The organism is Ralstonia sp. 22086, assembly GCF_052045975.1.
GTDB classification, from domain to species: Bacteria; Pseudomonadota; Gammaproteobacteria; order Burkholderiales; family Burkholderiaceae; genus Ralstonia; species Ralstonia wenshanensis.
The window spans coordinates 1,874,280-1,889,932 of the sequence record NZ_JBQEPZ010000001.1 but is presented as its reverse complement, the minus strand read 5'-3'; the positions used below and the strand labels follow the sequence as shown (position 1 = coordinate 1,889,932).

Here is a 15,653-nt window from a genome sequence, read left to right as displayed (position 1 = left end):
CAAAAAAAAGCCCGCGCGAGGCGGGCTTCTTGTCCTGATGCCGAGGCGGCGGCGGGCGTCAGCCCTGCAGGCGTTCTTCCAGGCGGGTCTTGGCGTCGGGCAGCGCTTGCGGCAGGCCGTGTGCCAGTTTCGTGAACAGCTCGTCGTGCAGAGCCAGTTCCTGCTTCCAGGCGTCCGCGTCCAGCGAGATCACCTTGGCGAACTGCTCGGCCGTGAAGTTCAGCCCATCCCAGCTCAGTTCTTCGTAGCGCGGCGACACGCCGAAGACGTGCTCATCGCCCTGCGCCCGGCCTTCGATGCGATCGACCATCCACTTCAGCACCCGCATGTTCTCGCCAAAGCCCGGCCACACGAACTTGCCGTTCTCGTCCTTGCGGAACCAGTTCACGCAGAAGATCTTCGGCAGCGTGGCGCCGCTCTCGGCAAGCTTCTCGCCAACCTTGAGCCAGTGCGCAAAGTAGTCGGCCATGTTGTAGCCACAGAACGGCAGCATGGCGAACGGGTCGCGGCGCACCACACCTTGCTGGCCGGCAGCAGCGGCGGTGGTTTCCGAGCCCATCGTGGCGGCCATGTAAACGCCTTCGGTCCAGTCCCGCGCTTCGGTCACGAGCGGCACGGTCGTCGAACGGCGGCCGCCGAAGATGAACGCATCAATGGGTACGCCCGCGGGGTTGTCCCATTCCGGATCGATCGAGGGGCATTGTGCTGCCGGCGCCGTGAAACGCGCGTTCGGATGCGCTGCCTTGCGGCCGGTTTCCTTGGCGGTCTCGGGTGTCCAGTCCTGGCCTTGCCAGTCGATCAGGTGGGCAGGCGGCGTGTCCGTCATGCCTTCCCACCACACATCGCCGTCGTCGGTGAGCGCCACGTTGGTGAAGATGACGTTCTCTTTGAGCGTGGCCATCGCGTTGAAGTTGGTCTTCTCGCTGGTGCCCGGGGCCACGCCAAAGTAGCCGGCTTCCGGGTTGATGGCGTATAGGCGCGTTTTGCCGTTGGCGTCCTTGCGGGGCTTGATCCAGGCGATGTCGTCGCCGATGGTCGTCACCTTCCAGCCGTTCAGGCCTGCGGGCGGAATCAGCATCGCAAAGTTGGTCTTGCCGCAGGCCGACGGGAAAGCCGCCGCCACGTGATACGTCTTGCCTTCCGGCGACGTCACGCCCAGGATCAGCATGTGCTCGGCCAGCCAGCCCTGGTCGCGGCCCATGGTGGAGGCGATCCGCAGCGCGAAGCATTTCTTGCCCAGCAGCGCGTTGCCGCCGTAGCCCGAGCCGAACGACCAGATTTCGCGCGTTTCCGGGAAATGCACGATGTACTTGGTCGGGTTGCACGGCCACGGCACGTCTTTCTCGCCCGTGGCGAGCGGCTTGCCGACGGTGTGCACGCACGGCACGAAATCGCCGTCGGTGCCCAGCACGTCGTACACCGCGCGACCCATGCGGGTCATGATGCGCATGTTCACGGCCACATACGGGCTGTCCGACAGCTCCACGCCGATGTGGGCGATCGGCGAGCCCAGCGGGCCCATCGAGAACGGCACCACGTACAGCGTGCGGCCGCGCATGCTGCCGTCAAACAGGCCGTTCAGCGTCTGGCGCATCTCGGCCGGGGCCGTCCAGTTGTTGGTGGGGCCGGCGTCTTCCTTCTTCTGCGAGCAGATAAAGGTGCGGTCTTCCACGCGCGCCACGTCCGACGGGTCCGACAGCGCCAGGTACGAGTTCTTGCGCTTGGCCGGGTTGAGCTGCTTCATCGTGCCGGCGGCCACCATTTCGGCGCACAGGCGGTCGTATTCCTCTTGCGAACCATCGCACCAGACGATGCGCTCCGGCTTGGTGAGCGCTGCCACCTCGCCAACCCACGCGATCAGGCGCGGGTGTTTCACGTACTCGGGCACGTTCAATGCAGGCACGCCCTGCATCACGGGTTGATTCATGACCAAAACTCCAATGGAAGTGAGAAAGAAATCGGTGGCGGATCAGCACGGCGGCCGCGCCCAGCGGCGGGTGGGAAAGCGATCGACGGCGCATCAGAAGCGAGCCGGATCAGCGATTTCCAGAGGGAGAGGTGAGGCAGGCGGAGGGACGGTGGCCGTGCTGATTTCACATTCAGTTACAAAGCGGTGCGCTGGCGGAATGTGGGTTTTTCCGGGCAGCGGGGGCCGCGTGCGCTAAAGTGGCGGGACCGAGGTCAACAGACCCTAGAACAAGGACTCGTCACCAGCGGGGCTGCGCAAATTGCGTGCCCGCGGCGGGCAATTCCGAACGTCGACACGGATTGTCGTGCGACGAGGGATGGGAAGAATACCACCGCGAGGGATCGCTGTTTTTTGCTGCGCACCATTGTTCGAAGTGAGATGTCGATGAAGATTGCCGTACTGGACGACTACCAAGACGCTGTTCGCAAGCTGGATTGCTTCAGCCTGATGCAGGACCACGAAGTCAAAGTGTTCAACAACACCGTCAAGGGTGTGGGTCAATTGGCCGCACGCGTGGCGGACGTTGAAGCCATCGTGCTGATCCGGGAGCGCACGCGTGTTACGCGTCAGTTGCTCGACCGCCTGCCCAAACTCAAGATCATCAGCCAGACTGGCCGGGTGTCGCGCGATTCGGGCAGCCATATCGACCTGGATGCCTGTACCGACAAGGGCGTTGTGGTGCTGGAGGGCAAGGGCTCGCCGGTGGCGCCGGCTGAACTGACCTGGGCGCTGGTGATGGCCGCGCAGCGTCGCATTCCGCAATACGTGGCGAGCCTCAAGCACGGCGCGTGGCAGCAGTCGGGGCTGAAATCCACGACGATGCCGCCCAACTTTGGCATCGGCCGTGTCCTGAAGGGCCAGACGCTGGGCATCTTCGGCTACGGCAAGATCGGCCAGCTCGTGGCCGGCTACGGCCGCGCCTTCGGCATGAATGTGCTGGTGTGGGGCCGCGAGGGTTCGCAGGAACGCGCGCGAGCCGACGGCTTTGCTGTGGCGGAATCAAAGGACGCGCTGTTCGAGCAGTCCGATGTGCTGTCCGTCCATCTGCGGCTGAACGACGAAACGCGCGGCATCGTGTCGGTGGCTGATCTCACGCGCATGAAGCCGACCGCCCTTTTCGTCAACACGAGCCGCGCCGAGCTGGTGGAAGAAAACGGCCTGGTGACGTCGCTCAATCGTGGGCGTCCGGGCATGGCTGCCATCGACGTGTTTGAAACGGAACCCATCCTGCAGGGCCACACCCTGCTGCGCATGGAGAACTGCATCTGTACGCCGCACATCGGCTACGTCGAACGCGAAAGCTACGAGATGTACTTCGGCTTTGCGTTCCAGAACATCCTCGATGTGCTCCAGGGCAACGTCGACAGCGTGGTCAACCCGACGGCGCTGGCGCCCGCGCTGATCCGCGCATAACGCCAGCCGTCCTGCCCGTCGTTTCCGTCAATCAAGCCGCGGCGCGCAACTGCGGCTGGTTGGCGCCCGCGCCATCGAAGCGGAAGCTGTCCATCGCCAACGATCCGTACGTCACCGTATCGACCACGTGCTGAGCCTGGACGCCGCCCGGCGTGGCTTGGCTCGGCTGGCCCATCGCGGCGCCCAGTGCCACGTACAGCGGCATGAGGTGTTCGTCGGTGGGGTGGGCGTGGGCGGCGTTCGGGGCTTGCGCGCGGTAATCGCAGAACCGGGTGAAATCGCCGCTGCGGATGCCATCCGTCATCGTCTCGATCATCCATTCGCGAAAGGCCGTCACCCAAGGCTCAACCGGCACGCCATGCTGCGCCATGCCCGGGCCGCGCATCAGCGCGCGCAGGTTGTGCGTGAAGCTGCCGGAGCCGACGATCAGCACGCCCTCGTCGCGCAGCGGCGCGAGCGTGCGCCCCATCGCCATCTGGCAAGCGGGCGACAGGCCCGGCATCAACGAGACCTGCACCACGGGGATCTTCGCCTCCGGAAACATCAGCATCAGCGGCACCCAGGCCCCGTGGTCCAGCGGCTGGCGCGGGTCCAGCACGGTGGAGGCCTGTTCCTCCAGCCCGGGGACGATGTTGCCGTCGATCAGCGTGCGGATGCGTTCAGCCAGGTCAGGCGCCCCCGGCGGGGCGTATTCCAGCGCGTACAGTTGCGGCGGGAAACCGCCGAAGTCGTGCCAGGCTTCCTGCTGAGCGCGGGCGGTCACAGCCGGCCGGCGCGTCATCCAGTGCGGCGAAACCACAACGATGGCGCGCGGGTTGAGGGCGGCCATTTCTTGCCCGAGCGCCGCCAGCATCTTGCCGACAGGACCCGGATCAGCCGCCAACATGGGCGACCCATGGGACAGATAAAGCACGGGGAGCATGTCAAATTTCCTGAAGAATATAGTTCCCATTCTGCGCCGACCCGGCACCAGTAACGTGCATGGTTTTGCAGACCGGGGTCAGGAAAATTGAACAAGTGCGCTTACATGCTCAGCAATTCCTCTGCCACGGTTGGGTGCAGGCCGACGGTCGACTGCAGATGCTTGAGCCGGACGCCCATGCGCACGGCCATCGCCAGTGCCTGGATGATCTCCGGCGCAGCGTTGTCGACGATGTGCGCGCCCAGCACGCGTCCGCTGCGGGCATTGCATACCAGCTTGATCAACGATTCCATGCCCGAGCCCGCAAAACGCTGCTCCAGCGAGACGAAGCGGCGGACCACCACGTCGATACGGTCTGCCAAGGCGCGTTTGTCGGTGTCCGGCCCGCGCTTGCCCAGTTCGGGCCAACGCGTGCGGGCGTCGGCTTCGGTCAGGCCCACGCTTGCGATGGCCGGATCGCAAAACACGGCCATCGGCACGGTGTCCATGTCGGGCAGCTTGGTGCCTTTGCCGAATAGGCGTTCGGCCACGTAGCGGCCCTGCGCGGCGGCCACGGGTGTCAATTGCAGGCGGCTGGCGCCGCAGATGTCGCCCACGGCATGCACGCCGCGTGCGCGCGTGCGGAAATGGCGGTCGACCGCAATGCGTCCGTGCGCATCGAGCGTGACGCCGGCCGCGTCCAGGCCAAGGCCCGCGACGTTCGGCGTGCGGCCGATGGCGCTTAACACACGCTGGGCGCGTAGCGCGCGGGGAGCGTCGCTGCCTTCGATGCTCGCGTAGACGGTCACGCCGCCGCTATTCACGGCATCGCGTTCGACGCGGACAACATCGGCGTTCTGGATCAGCTCGACGCCGCAGCCGGCCAGCGACTGCGCGGCGGCCTCGGCCACCGTGGCATCAAATTCAGGCAGCACGCGCGCATCGCGCGTCAGCACGGTGACCCGCACGCCGAAGCGCGCCAGCGTCGAGGCCATTTCCACCGCGATGACGCCACCGCCCGCGATGATGAGCGACGCGGGCGGCGTCTCCCAGCCGAACACGTCGTCGGAAGTGCAAGCCAGTTCCGCGCCGGGTACGGGAAGCGGCGTGGGGCGGGCGCCGGCAGCCAGCACGATCTGGCGCGCGCGCAGCGTGGTCTTGCCGGACTCGGTTTGCAACCGGACGATGCCACGGCCACGCAGCGAGGCAGTGCCGCTCAACCACTGCACGCCGGCATCGACAAGGTGGGCGAAATGCGCTTCGTGCAGCCGCGCGACTTCGGCACGCGTCCGCGCGATGGCGTCGGCCCAGGCGTCGGCGGCGTGCGCGGCGCGCAAACACCGCGCCATTGTCTGCGACCAGGCGGCGCCGTAGCCGAGCAGTTTCTTGGGCACGCATCCGCGGTTGACGCAGGTGCCGCCGACTTGCGCACGGTCGATCAGCAGCGTCCGTGCCCCCAGTTGCGCAGATCGGCGCGCAGCCGCGAGCCCGGCAGAACCGGCGCCGATCACGATCAGGTCAAACGCATGTGCAGGGTTGGCGGGCATAAGTGTCCGTCGAAGTGGCATCGGCCGGACGACCTGAGCGGCACGCCGGCGGGCGCGCCCATGTGGAGCAAGCGGCGCGCCCGCCGCCTGTCTTTGTCTTGGAGGAGGTGGTTACGCAGCCACCGCCGTGGCGAACCCGCGTGGAAGTTCGCGCAGGAAGGTTTCGCCGTCATGACGGCCGAGTGCATAGGCGTCGCGCATGGCGCCAGGGCGGGTGTAATCCCAGCTCGAAATGGGAACCTTGCGCGAAGGTTGCACATAAAACCGGCGCTGCACGCCGCCAGCCACCGGCACATCCATGCGGAAATACGTCGGGCGCGGGTACAGGCGCGTGACGAGCACCAGCGCATCGCCCGGCGTAGCATCCAGCGCGTGCACGGGCACGTTGTCGACCATACCGCCGTCGAGTACCGGCCGCCCCGCGCGCCGAAGCACCGGCGTGAAAGGCGGGGTGGACGCCGATTGCAGGAGAAGATCGGCCAAGTCCTCGGGGGTGGCACAATCCTGCGCGCGCACGATTTCCGGCGTGAAGCCGAGGCGCCTGCCCAGCGTCGGGTGCAGCGTCTTGCGAACGTGCTTTTCGATGTTGTAGGCAATCAGCCCTGCCGCCACGGCGGAGCGAGCGCCCAGCCAGCGCGGGATGTGGGCCACGCCGATGCGGATCTCCGGCGCCTGTGCCAGCCGCGCGAAGCGACCCTCGCCGAACACCGTCAGCAGCGCCGTCCTGTACATACCGTAGTGCGGAAACACACGCTCGCCGCGCAGCAGGTTGCCCCAGTGGGCGTTGCGGGTGTTTTGGCGCAGGGCCTCGCCGTAGTAATCCATCAGCTCGGCCGAATTCCATGCATGCAGCATGCACGCCGTCGATGCGCCGGCCGAGATGCCGGCAATCACGCGCGGGGCCAAGCCCAGTTCAGGCTCCACGACATCCCACCAGCCGGCCTGCCACCAGCACCGGTTGCCGCCGCCGGCAAAGACCATCTGATCGAACACGGGCGTGTTCATGCCGAGGCCCCGGTGTGGGCGGCAGCGGCTGCCGCGGGCTCCAGCCGCAGCGACGGCGCGTATTTGAGGGTGTCGATGCACGCATCCAGCAGGCGCTCGCGCTTGGTGGCGAGGCTGGAGGCGTCCGGGTAGAACAGGTAATCGCCCATGATGCCGTTGAAAGTGGCATGGAAATGCGCCACGGCCAGCGGGATGTCCAGGTCGGCCGGCAGCTGCCCGCGCCGCGTCGCCTGTTCGATGATGCTCGTCAGGTGGGTCATGCCTTCCTCAAACGATTCCTGTTGGCGCTTGAGGATGGGGCTCGTGTCTTCCACGAACTCGCACTTGTTGAACATGATCTCGAAGACCTTGCGCCAGTGCGCATCTTCCACGAGTTGCCGCAGCAGGAAGTTGCCCACCGTGCGCAGTTCGCCCAACGGATCATCGGCTTCCACCCCGAGCGGGGTGCACATGGTCTCCATGGGCAGCTTCACGCGCTCACACATGGCGGCGAATACGTCGGTCTTGTTGCGGAAGTGCCAATAGATGGCGCCGCGCGTCACACCCGCGGCCTGCGCAATATCCGATAGCGATGTGCGTGCCACGCCGCGCGCATAGAACACGTCTTCCGCCGCGTCCAGGATGCGGTTGCGGGTTTCCAGTGCTTCTTCCTTCGTTCGTCTGACCATGATCTTCCAGAGGAACGCCGTGCCATCTCGGCGGGCGTTCTTTCGATTGGCTTTTGTGCAATGCACAATTCCTGGCAACGCACCATTGCGCTTCGCACAACGCGGCTTGGGGTCCGTTGGCTGACAATGCTTGTCGCAGCGCGGTATTCGCTGCCTGTTCGCTTGATCGCCGTCATTGCTACGAACTCCGGAAACGTGTCAACGGAGTCCCTATTCCCAACGGCGTGACTTACATACATACGCGAACGTATCTATAATAGCGCGCACTCCGTCGCTTGCCCATGGCCGTATGCGCCACATCCATCCCGGGCACGTGCGCTGGGGCCGGCTTCGTGTCTGTCGGCAGCCAGGGCGGAGATCGACTGCCGATCGCTCCCGCGTCTTAGCATTCTGGTCCAAGTTGTTGCGAGTTCGTCGCAAAAGCCATATCGCATGCCGCCAGATGCAGCTAGCATCGGACGTTTTCGTTTTGTGTTTTTTGGTTTCGCTGACGGTTTGCCGGCGTCGCACTCGTTTGCGCGGCGTTGCGGCACCCGGCATTCCGCTTATCGCCACATGGGGTCATCTATGACGAACACCCGCCGTTATCACCAACTCGCTGCCGCCGCATTCATGGTGGTGGCACTTGCAGCCTGCGGCAACAAGCAGGCACAAGGGCCGGGCGGCGCCGGCATGCCTCCGACCGAAGTCGGCGTTGTGACCGTGCAGCCGCACTCCGTTGGTCTGACCAGCGAGTTGCCGGGCCGCCTGGAGGCCACGCGTGTGGCGCAGGTGCGAGCACGGGTCGCGGGCATCGTACTCAAGCGCACCTACGCCGAAGGCAGTGACGTGAAGGCCGGCCAACAGTTGTTCCAGATCGATCCGGCGCAGTACAAGGCGTCGCTCGACAGCGCCAAGGCACAGCTTGCGCGTTCGGAAGCCACGCAAACGCAGGCGCAACTGAAGGCTGAGCGCTACAAACCGCTGGTTGCCACCAACGCCATCAGCAAGCAGGACTACGACGACGCCACCGCCGCCGCCAAGCAAGCCACCGCTGACGTGGCCGCCGCCCGCGCCGCCGTGGAAACCGCCAAGCTGAACGTCGGCTACGCCAGCGTGACTTCGCCCATCTCCGGCCGTGCCGGTCTGGCGCAGGTTACCGAAGGCGCGCTCGTGGGCCAGGGTGAGGCGACGCTGCTGACGACCGTGCAGCAGATCGACCCGATCTATCTGACGTTCACGCAGTCGAGCACCGAAGTGCTGCGCCTGCAGCAGGCGCTCAAGGACGGCAAGCTGGCGAAGGCCGGTGGTGACGCGGCCAAGGTCACGCTCGTGACGGATGACGGCCGTGCCTACGCCCAACCGGGCAAGCTGTACTTCTCGGACCTGACGGTGGACCCGGCCACGGGCACGATCACGCTGCGCGCGATTGTTCCGAACGCCGACCGCACGCTGCTGCCGGGCATGTACGTGCGTGCCCGCCTGGAGCAGGCCGTGGACGAGCAGGCGATCACGGTGCCGCAACAAGCCGTGACGCGCAGCCCGGACGGCGCCTCCGTCATGGTTGTCGACGAGAAGGGCATGGCAGCGGTGCGCCAGGTCCAGGCCGACCGCTCGACCGGTACGGAATGGATCGTCTCCAGCGGCCTGAAGGCGGGCGACAAGGTGATCGTCGACGGTCTGCAGAAGGTCCATCCGGGCGCACCGGTCAAGGCCGTGCCGTGGCAGCCGATGCAGGCGGGCCAGGGCAAGGGGCCGCAAGGTCAGGGTGGCCAGGGTAGCGGCGCCGCACCCGCACCGGCAGCCAGCGCCCCTGCTGCAAGCACTCCCGCTGCCAGCGCACCGGCAGCCAAGCAGTAAACAAGGAGCCATCGCATGGCAAAGTTTTTTATCGATCGCCCGGTCTTTGCCTGGGTGCTCGCGCTGTTCATCATCCTTGCTGGGGCGATTTCGATCACCCAGCTGCCGATCTCGCAGTATCCGACCATCGCGCCGCCGTCCGTCATCATCACGGCAACGTACCCGGGCGCGAATGCGAAGACGCTGGACGAGTCCGTCACCAGCATCATCGAGCAGGAAATGAACGGTGCGGACGGCCTGCTCTATATGGAGTCGGTCAGCCAGGGCGGTAACGGCCAGGCGCAGATCACCGTGACGTTCAAGGCCGGCACCGATCCGGCGCTGGCGCAGGTGGACGTGCAGAATCGCCTGAAGCGCGTGGAAGCGCGTTTGCCGTCTGCAGTGACGCAGCAGGGCGTGCAGGTCGACAAGGCCCGCTCGAACTTCCTGCTGTTCGCCACGCTGGCATCCACCGACGGCAAGATGGATCCGGTGGCGCTGGGCGACTATATCTCCCGCAACGTGCTGAATGAAATCAAGCGCGTGCCGGGTGTCGGCCAGGCCATCCTGTTCGGTACGGAGCGCGCCATGCGCGTCTGGATCGATCCGGCCAAGCTGGTCGGCTACAAGCTGACGCCCACGGACGTCTACAACGCCATTCGCGCACAGAACGCGCTGGTCTCCGCCGGTACGATCGGTGACTTGCCGTCCGTCTCCGACCAGCCCCTCGCGGCGACGGTCGTGGTGGAAGGCCAGCTCACGACCACCGAGCAGTTCGGCAACATCGTGCTCGTGGCCAAGCCCGACGGTTCGCTGGTGCGCGTGAAGGATGTGGCGCGCCTGGAACTGGGCGGCCAGACCTACTCGACGTCTGCGCGGATCAACGGTCAGCCGATTTCCGCAATTGGTGTGCAGCTCTCGCCCACGGGTAATGCACTGGGCACCGCCAAGGCCGTGAAGGCCAAGCTGGAAGAACTTTCGAAGTACTTCCCGGCGGGCGTGGAATACAAGGTGCCGTACGACACCTCGAAGTTCGTCCAGATCTCGATCGAAGAAGTGGTCAAGACGCTGTTCGAGGCCATGGTGCTGGTGTTCCTGGTGATGCTGCTGTTCCTGCAGAACATCCGCTACACGCTGGTGCCGTCGATCGTGGTGCCGATCTCGCTGCTCGGCGCGTTTGCCGTGATGAACGCGTTGGGTTTCTCGATCAACGTGCTGACGATGTTCGGCCTCGTGCTGGCGATCGGTATCCTCGTTGACGATGCGATCGTGGTGGTGGAAAACGTCGAGCGGATCATGGCCGAGGAAGGCCTGCCCCCGCGCGAAGCCACCCGCAAGGCCATGGGCCAGATCACGGGCGCCATCATCGGTATTACGCTGGTGCTGATGGCCGTGTTCATCCCGATGGCGTTCTTCTCGGGCTCGGTGGGCGCGATCTATCGCCAGTTCTCGCTGTCGATGGTGTCGTCGATCTTCTTCTCGGCGCTCATGGCGCTGACGCTCACGCCGGCACTGTGCTCAACCCTGCTCAAGCCGATCGAAAAGGGTTCGCACCACGAGAAGAAGGGCTTCTTCGGCTGGTTCAACCGCATGTTCAGCACCACCACGAACCGTTACCAAAGCTTCGTGGAGCGCATGCTGAAGAAGACCTTCCGCTACATGGTCATCTACGTTGCGCTGATCGTTGCGGTGGTGTTCCTGTTCCTGCGCCTGCCGTCTTCGTTCCTGCCGACCGAAGACCAGGGCTACATCGTGACCAACATCCAGTTGCCGCCGGGCGCATCGGCCAACCGCACGCTGGAAGTGATCAAGCAGGTCGAGAACTACTACAAGCATGAAAAGGCGGTCGAGAACATCGTGGCCGTGCAGGGTTTCAGCTTCTCGGGCAACGGGCCGAACGCCGGTATCGTGTTCACCCCGTTCAAGGACTGGAGCGAGCGCAAGGGCAAGGATCAAACCGCTGACGCTGTGGTTGGCCGGGCCTTCGGTGCGCTGTTCGGTGGTATTCGCGATGCGATCGTGTTCCCGCTGAACCCCCCGCCGATTCCGGAACTGGGTAACGCAACGGGCTTCACGTTCCGTCTGCAGGACCGCGCAGGCCTGGGCCACGACGCGCTGATGGCTGCCCGCAATCAGCTGCTGGGGATGGCGGCGAAAAGCAAGATCATCACTGGCATGCGCCCGGAAGGTCTGGAAGATTCGCCGCAGTACCAAGTGGATATCGACCGCGAGAAGGCCAACGCGCTGGGTGTGTCGTTCACCGACATCAACGCCGTGCTGTCGACGGCGCTGGGTTCGGCGTACGCCAACGACTTCCCGAACTACGGTCGTCAGCAGCGTGTGATCGTGCAAGCGGACAAGATCAACCGCATGCAGCCCGAAGACATCATGAACCTGTACGTGCGCAACGCGCAGGGCAACATGGTGCCGATGTCGACGTTCGCGAGGGGCCATTGGATCGTCGGCCCGGTGCAGCTCGTGCGCTACAACGGCTATCCGGCTGTCCGCCTGTCGGGTGCGGCCGCGCCGGGTGCCAGCTCGGGTGACGCCATGGCCGAGATGGAACGTCTGGCTGCCAAGCTGCCGGCGGGTATCGGCTACGAGTGGACGGGCCAGTCGCTGCAGGAAAAGGCCTCGGGCTCGCAGGCGCCGGCGCTGTATGCGCTGTCGCTGCTGGCGGTGTTCCTGGTGCTGGCGGCGCTGTATGAAAGCTGGTCGATCCCGGCGGCGGTGATTCTGGTGGTGCCGCTGGGCGTGCTCGGCGCATTGCTGGGCGTGACGCTGCGCGCGATGCCCGATGACGTGTACTTCAAGGTCGGCCTGATTGCGGTGGTGGGTCTGTCCGCCAAGAACGCGATTCTGATCATCGAGTTCGCGAAGGACTTGCAGGCGCAAGGCAAGGGCCTGATCGAAGCGACGCTCGAGGCCGTGCACCTGCGGTTCCGCCCGATCATCATGACGTCGTTCGCCTTCATCCTGGGCGTGCTGCCGCTGGCGATTGCCACCGGCGCCAGCTCCGCCAGCCAACGCGCCATCGGTACCGGCGTGATGGGCGGGATGATCACCGCGACGGTGCTGGCCGTGGTGCTGGTGCCCGTGTTCTTCGTGGTGGTCCGCCGCATCTTCAAGGGCAGCGAGCGTCAACGCCGCCTGGATGCCGCGCACCGTCCGCTGGACGAGGAAATCTGAACATGCAGAAAACGATGACCTTTCGAACCCCCGCGCTGCTGCCGGCGCTCCTGCTGGCCGCGGGCGTGCTGTCCGGCTGCTCGCTGGCGCCCACCTATGAGCGCCCCGACGCCCCGGTAACGAGCGCGTATCCGCAGGCACCGGCCGGCTATGCCGTGCCGGCAGATTCCGCCAAGCCCGGCGAGAACGTGCCCCGCGCGACCGAGCTGGGCTGGCGCGAGTTCTTCCCCGATGCGCGGCTGCAGAAGCTGATCGGCCTGGCGCTCGAGAACAACCGCGACCTGCGCGTAGCCATGCTCAACGTCGAGGCCGCGCGTGCGCAGTACCGCCTGCAGATCGCCGACCTGCTGCCGCCGGTCAATGCGTCTGCCACGTACACGCGCAGCCATACGCCGCCGTCGATCTCGACCACCGGCGGCGACATCTATACCAAGCAGTACCAGCTTGGCGTGGGCATCAGCAACTATCAGGTGAACCTGTTCAGCGTGGGCGACGTCACGTCGTCTGCGCGTGCAAGTTATCTGGCGACGGATGAGGGCCGGCGTGCCGCGCAGATCAGCCTGATCTCGCAGGTGGCCAAGGCCTACCTGAACGAGCGCGCGTACGCCGAGCAGCTTGAACTGGCCCAGCAGACCCTGAAGGGCCGCGAGGACTACTACAAGCTGGCCAAGCAGCGCTTTGACGTGGGCGCCTCGTCGGCGCTGGATCTGCGTCAGACCGAGACGCTGGTGGAATCGGTGCGTGTGTCGGTGGCGCAGCTGACGCGCCAGTATGCTCAGGCGACCAACGCCCTTGTGCTGCTGGTGGGCGCCCCGCTGCCGGCCGATCTTCCCGCGCCGACCATGGTGTCGTCGGAGAAGATCGTGGCCGACATTCCGCCGGGTCTGCCGTCGGAGCTGCTGGAGCAACGCCCTGACATCCGCCAGGCCGAGCAGAAGCTGATTGCCGCCAACGCCAACATTGGCGTAGCGCGTGCGGCGTTCTTCCCGAGCATCGGGCTGACGTCCAACGTGGGTACGGCCAGCGGCGCGCTGCATGATCTGTTCAAGAGCGGAACAGGGTTTTGGTCGTTCGTGCCAAACCTGACGCTGCCGATCTTCAACTGGGGCACCAACATCTTCAACCTGGACTTGACCAAGACCAACCAGAAGATCGCGGTGGCCAACTACGAGAAGACGATCCAGACGGCCTTCCGTGAGGTGTCCGACGCCCTCGTGGCGCGCGGCACGCTGGAAGATCAGGTGGCCGCGCAGAAGCGCTTCCGCGATGCCACGGCCGATCGCCTGACGCTGTCTGACCAGCGCTATCGCAACGGCGTGTCGAGTTTCCTCGATGTGCTCGACGCGCAGCGCGATCTGTTCAGCGCCGACCAGACCCTGGTGCAGACGCGCCTGGCCCGCCTGACCAACGCCATCGATCTGTACACGGCACTGGGTGGCGGTCTGCAGGAGCACAGCACCACGGTGGCGGCGCAGCAGGCTCAGCCGACGGCTGCCCCGGGTGTTGCGCCCGCCACGCCGGATATGACGCCGCAGCCATCGAAGTAAGTTCGCGTCTGTTCGCTCGAAAGCCCGCCTTGTTCAGGCGGGCTTTTTTTCGCCTGTGCCCTTTGCGCTGGCACTGGATTCAAGAAAGCGAAGCAGCGCCGCTTCTTCGCGTCGCAGGCCCTTGCGTGCGCGGGTCGGGGGCAGTGCTTCTAGCTCGCCGGCCAGGAAGGCGTCCACCACGGCCGGATGCACATAGCACTTGCGGCAGACAGCCGGCGTGTTCCCCAGACGCTTGGCCACGGCAGCAATGGCTTCCACCACCTGCCGGCGCGCCTCGGTAACATTCGCCGACGTGCGCCCGCGCAGCAGATCCAGCGCGAGCACGCTGCCGGCCCAGGTGCGGTAGTCCTTTGCCGTGAAATCTGCGCCCGTGATCTCTTGTAAGTACGCATTCACATCCGTGGAATCCACCACACGGCGCTCGCCAGCTTCGTCGATGTACTGGAACAACTCCTGGCCCGGCAGATCGACGCAGCGTCGGATGATGCGCGCCAGGCGCGGGTCCGATACCGACACGTCGTGCTCCACGCCGCTCTTGCCGCGAAACTGAAAACGTACCGTATTGCCATGCACCTCCACGTGGCGATTGCGCAGCGTCGTGAGCCCATAGGAGCGGTTGTCGCGTGCATACGCAACGTTGCCTACACGCACGAGCGTCACGTCCAGCAGAAGGACCACCGTCGCCAGCATCTTCTCGCGCGATAGACCCGGCGCCGCCAGGTGGGCGGTGATCGCCTCGCGCACGCGCGGCAGCGCCGCCCCGAAGGCCAGCAGCCGCCCGTACTTGTCGGCATCGCGAAAGGCGCGCCAGTCGGCGTGATAGCGGTATTGCTTGCGCCCGCGCGCATCGCGCCCCGTCGCCTGCAAATGGCCGCCCGCGTGTGGGCAGATCCAGACGTTGGTGTAGGCCGGCGGGATCGCCAGCTTGTTGATGCGCGCAATGACTGCGGGATCGCGGATGCGCTCGCCACGCGTATCGAAATAGGCGAAGCGGCCGCGCAATCGGCGCCGGGTGTAGCCCGGCCGCGTGTCGTCCACATAGCGCAGCCGCTCGGGCAGTGCTTCGGCGGAGGTTGGCGCGCTTGAGGCAATCGTCGCTGGCGCAGACTTGGGAACGCGTTCCACGATAGAGATCAGGAGAGATGCTTGCTCTGAGCAAGCGGCGTTCCTCCCGCTCCGTGCACCGCCTACCCGCTCATGGCGTAGTATCGAGGCCACGCATCTGCTCAAAATTGCGGCAAGAAATGGCCTTTCCGCCACAATCGGAAGTGCCTTGCATCGGTAAACGGATTCAACTACACTGCACGCCCTCTGGGCGGTATATAATCCGCTGTTTCGCCGTCCACCCGAATACTGAGCAAGGGACCCGATGACCACCATCCGTCTGAAAGAAAACGAGCCGGTCGAAGTTGCGCTGCGCCGCTTCCGCCGTGAAATCGAGCGCACTGGCCTGATCAAGGAACTGCGCGCCCGCACCGCTTACGAAAAGCCGACGACCGAGCGCAAGCGCAAGAAAGCTGCTGCCGTTTCGCGTACGCGTAAACGCCTGCGCTCGCAAATGCTGCCGAAGAAGCTCTACTAAGATCGCGCGATTGT

Annotated in this window: 11 protein-coding genes; 5 read left to right on the top strand and 6 right to left on the bottom strand. The window is 65.3% G+C overall.

Features of this window, described 5'->3' with window-relative positions; all coding sequences use genetic code 11:
• Window positions 1-58: 58 nt before the first annotated feature.
• Window positions 59-1,927 carry a phosphoenolpyruvate carboxykinase (GTP) gene (locus ACTJK6_RS08850; protein ID WP_440838744.1) on the bottom strand — a complete coding sequence of 623 codons (1,869 nt, stop codon included), beginning with the start codon at window positions 1,925-1,927 and terminating at the stop codon, window positions 59-61.
• A 426-nt stretch (window positions 1,928-2,353) separates the two neighbouring features.
• On the opposite strand from ACTJK6_RS08850, the gene ACTJK6_RS08845 reads away from it, so the two are divergent.
• Window positions 2,354-3,382 (top strand): D-2-hydroxyacid dehydrogenase family protein, encoded by a 1,029-nt coding sequence (locus ACTJK6_RS08845; RefSeq protein ID WP_232041605.1) that lies wholly within the window; start codon window positions 2,354-2,356, stop codon window positions 3,380-3,382.
• A gap of 31 nt (window positions 3,383-3,413) precedes the next feature.
• Here the strand turns inward: ACTJK6_RS08845 and ACTJK6_RS08840 are convergent, their stop codons facing one another.
• From ACTJK6_RS08840 to ACTJK6_RS08825, 4 genes are all read right to left on the bottom strand, one after another.
• A complete protein-coding gene (locus ACTJK6_RS08840) occupies window positions 3,414-4,304 on the bottom strand; it encodes a DODA-type extradiol aromatic ring-opening family dioxygenase (RefSeq protein WP_322017081.1) in 891 nt (296 codons plus the stop codon).
• A 101-nt stretch (window positions 4,305-4,405) separates the two neighbouring features.
• Window positions 4,406-5,830 (bottom strand): dihydrolipoyl dehydrogenase family protein, encoded by a 1,425-nt coding sequence (locus tag ACTJK6_RS08835; RefSeq protein WP_440838743.1) that lies wholly within the window; start codon window positions 5,828-5,830, stop codon window positions 4,406-4,408.
• Window positions 5,831-5,941: 111 nt separating this feature from the next.
• A complete protein-coding gene (locus ACTJK6_RS08830; protein WP_316870349.1) occupies window positions 5,942-6,835 on the bottom strand; it encodes a patatin-like phospholipase family protein in 894 nt (297 codons plus the stop codon).
• Window positions 6,832-7,503: a TetR family transcriptional regulator gene (locus ACTJK6_RS08825; RefSeq protein WP_232041609.1), complete on the bottom strand. Its 672-nt coding sequence runs from the start codon at window positions 7,501-7,503 to the stop codon at window positions 6,832-6,834. Before ACTJK6_RS08825 ends, ACTJK6_RS08830 begins: the two co-directional genes overlap by 4 nt.
• Window positions 7,504-8,070: 567 nt before the next feature.
• Here ACTJK6_RS08825 and ACTJK6_RS08820 point away from each other — a divergent pair.
• The 3 genes from ACTJK6_RS08820 to ACTJK6_RS08810 are packed head-to-tail and all read left to right on the top strand — an operon-like array spanning window position 8,071 to window position 14,057.
• Complete coding sequence (locus ACTJK6_RS08820) at window positions 8,071-9,342, top strand: efflux RND transporter periplasmic adaptor subunit (RefSeq protein WP_260803753.1); 1,272 nt, start codon at window positions 8,071-8,073, stop codon at window positions 9,340-9,342.
• 15 nt (window positions 9,343-9,357) lie between these two features.
• The gene (locus ACTJK6_RS08815) at window positions 9,358-12,510 is read left to right on the top strand and encodes an efflux RND transporter permease subunit (protein WP_232041611.1); all 3,153 of its coding nucleotides are present in this window, start codon (window positions 9,358-9,360) and stop codon (window positions 12,508-12,510) included.
• A 2-nt stretch (window positions 12,511-12,512) separates the two neighbouring features.
• Window positions 12,513-14,057, top strand: coding sequence for an efflux transporter outer membrane subunit (locus ACTJK6_RS08810; RefSeq protein ID WP_440838742.1), 1,545 nt, complete (start codon window positions 12,513-12,515; stop codon window positions 14,055-14,057).
• Between the two features lie 33 nt (window positions 14,058-14,090).
• Here the strand turns inward: ACTJK6_RS08810 and ACTJK6_RS08805 are convergent, their stop codons facing one another.
• Complete coding sequence (locus tag ACTJK6_RS08805) at window positions 14,091-15,182, bottom strand: DNA topoisomerase IB (RefSeq protein ID WP_440838740.1); 1,092 nt, start codon at window positions 15,180-15,182, stop codon at window positions 14,091-14,093.
• 244 nt (window positions 15,183-15,426) lie between these two features.
• Between ACTJK6_RS08805 and rpsU the strand changes: the two genes are divergently transcribed.
• Complete coding sequence (rpsU, locus tag ACTJK6_RS08800) at window positions 15,427-15,639, top strand: 30S ribosomal protein S21 (RefSeq protein WP_003262970.1); 213 nt, start codon at window positions 15,427-15,429, stop codon at window positions 15,637-15,639.
• Window positions 15,640-15,653 lie beyond the last annotated feature (14 nt).

Coding starts and splice junctions, on each gene's coding strand:
- ACTJK6_RS08850 (WP_440838744.1), bottom strand. CDS start 1,927: ATGAATCAACCCGTGATGCAGGGCGTGCCTGCATTGAACGTGCCCGAG.
- ACTJK6_RS08845 (WP_232041605.1), top strand. CDS start 2,354: ATGAAGATTGCCGTACTGGACGACTACCAAGACGCTGTTCGCAAGCTG.
- ACTJK6_RS08840 (WP_322017081.1), bottom strand. CDS start 4,304: ATGCTCCCCGTGCTTTATCTGTCCCATGGGTCGCCCATGTTGGCGGCT.
- ACTJK6_RS08835 (WP_440838743.1), bottom strand. CDS start 5,830: ATGCCCGCCAACCCTGCACATGCGTTTGACCTGATCGTGATCGGCGCC.
- ACTJK6_RS08830 (WP_316870349.1), bottom strand. CDS start 6,835: ATGAACACGCCCGTGTTCGATCAGATGGTCTTTGCCGGCGGCGGCAAC.
- ACTJK6_RS08825 (WP_232041609.1), bottom strand. CDS start 7,503: ATGGTCAGACGAACGAAGGAAGAAGCACTGGAAACCCGCAACCGCATC.
- ACTJK6_RS08820 (WP_260803753.1), top strand. CDS start 8,071: ATGACGAACACCCGCCGTTATCACCAACTCGCTGCCGCCGCATTCATG.
- ACTJK6_RS08815 (WP_232041611.1), top strand. CDS start 9,358: ATGGCAAAGTTTTTTATCGATCGCCCGGTCTTTGCCTGGGTGCTCGCG.
- ACTJK6_RS08810 (WP_440838742.1), top strand. CDS start 12,513: ATGCAGAAAACGATGACCTTTCGAACCCCCGCGCTGCTGCCGGCGCTC.
- rpsU (WP_003262970.1), top strand. CDS start 15,427: ATGACCACCATCCGTCTGAAAGAAAACGAGCCGGTCGAAGTTGCGCTG.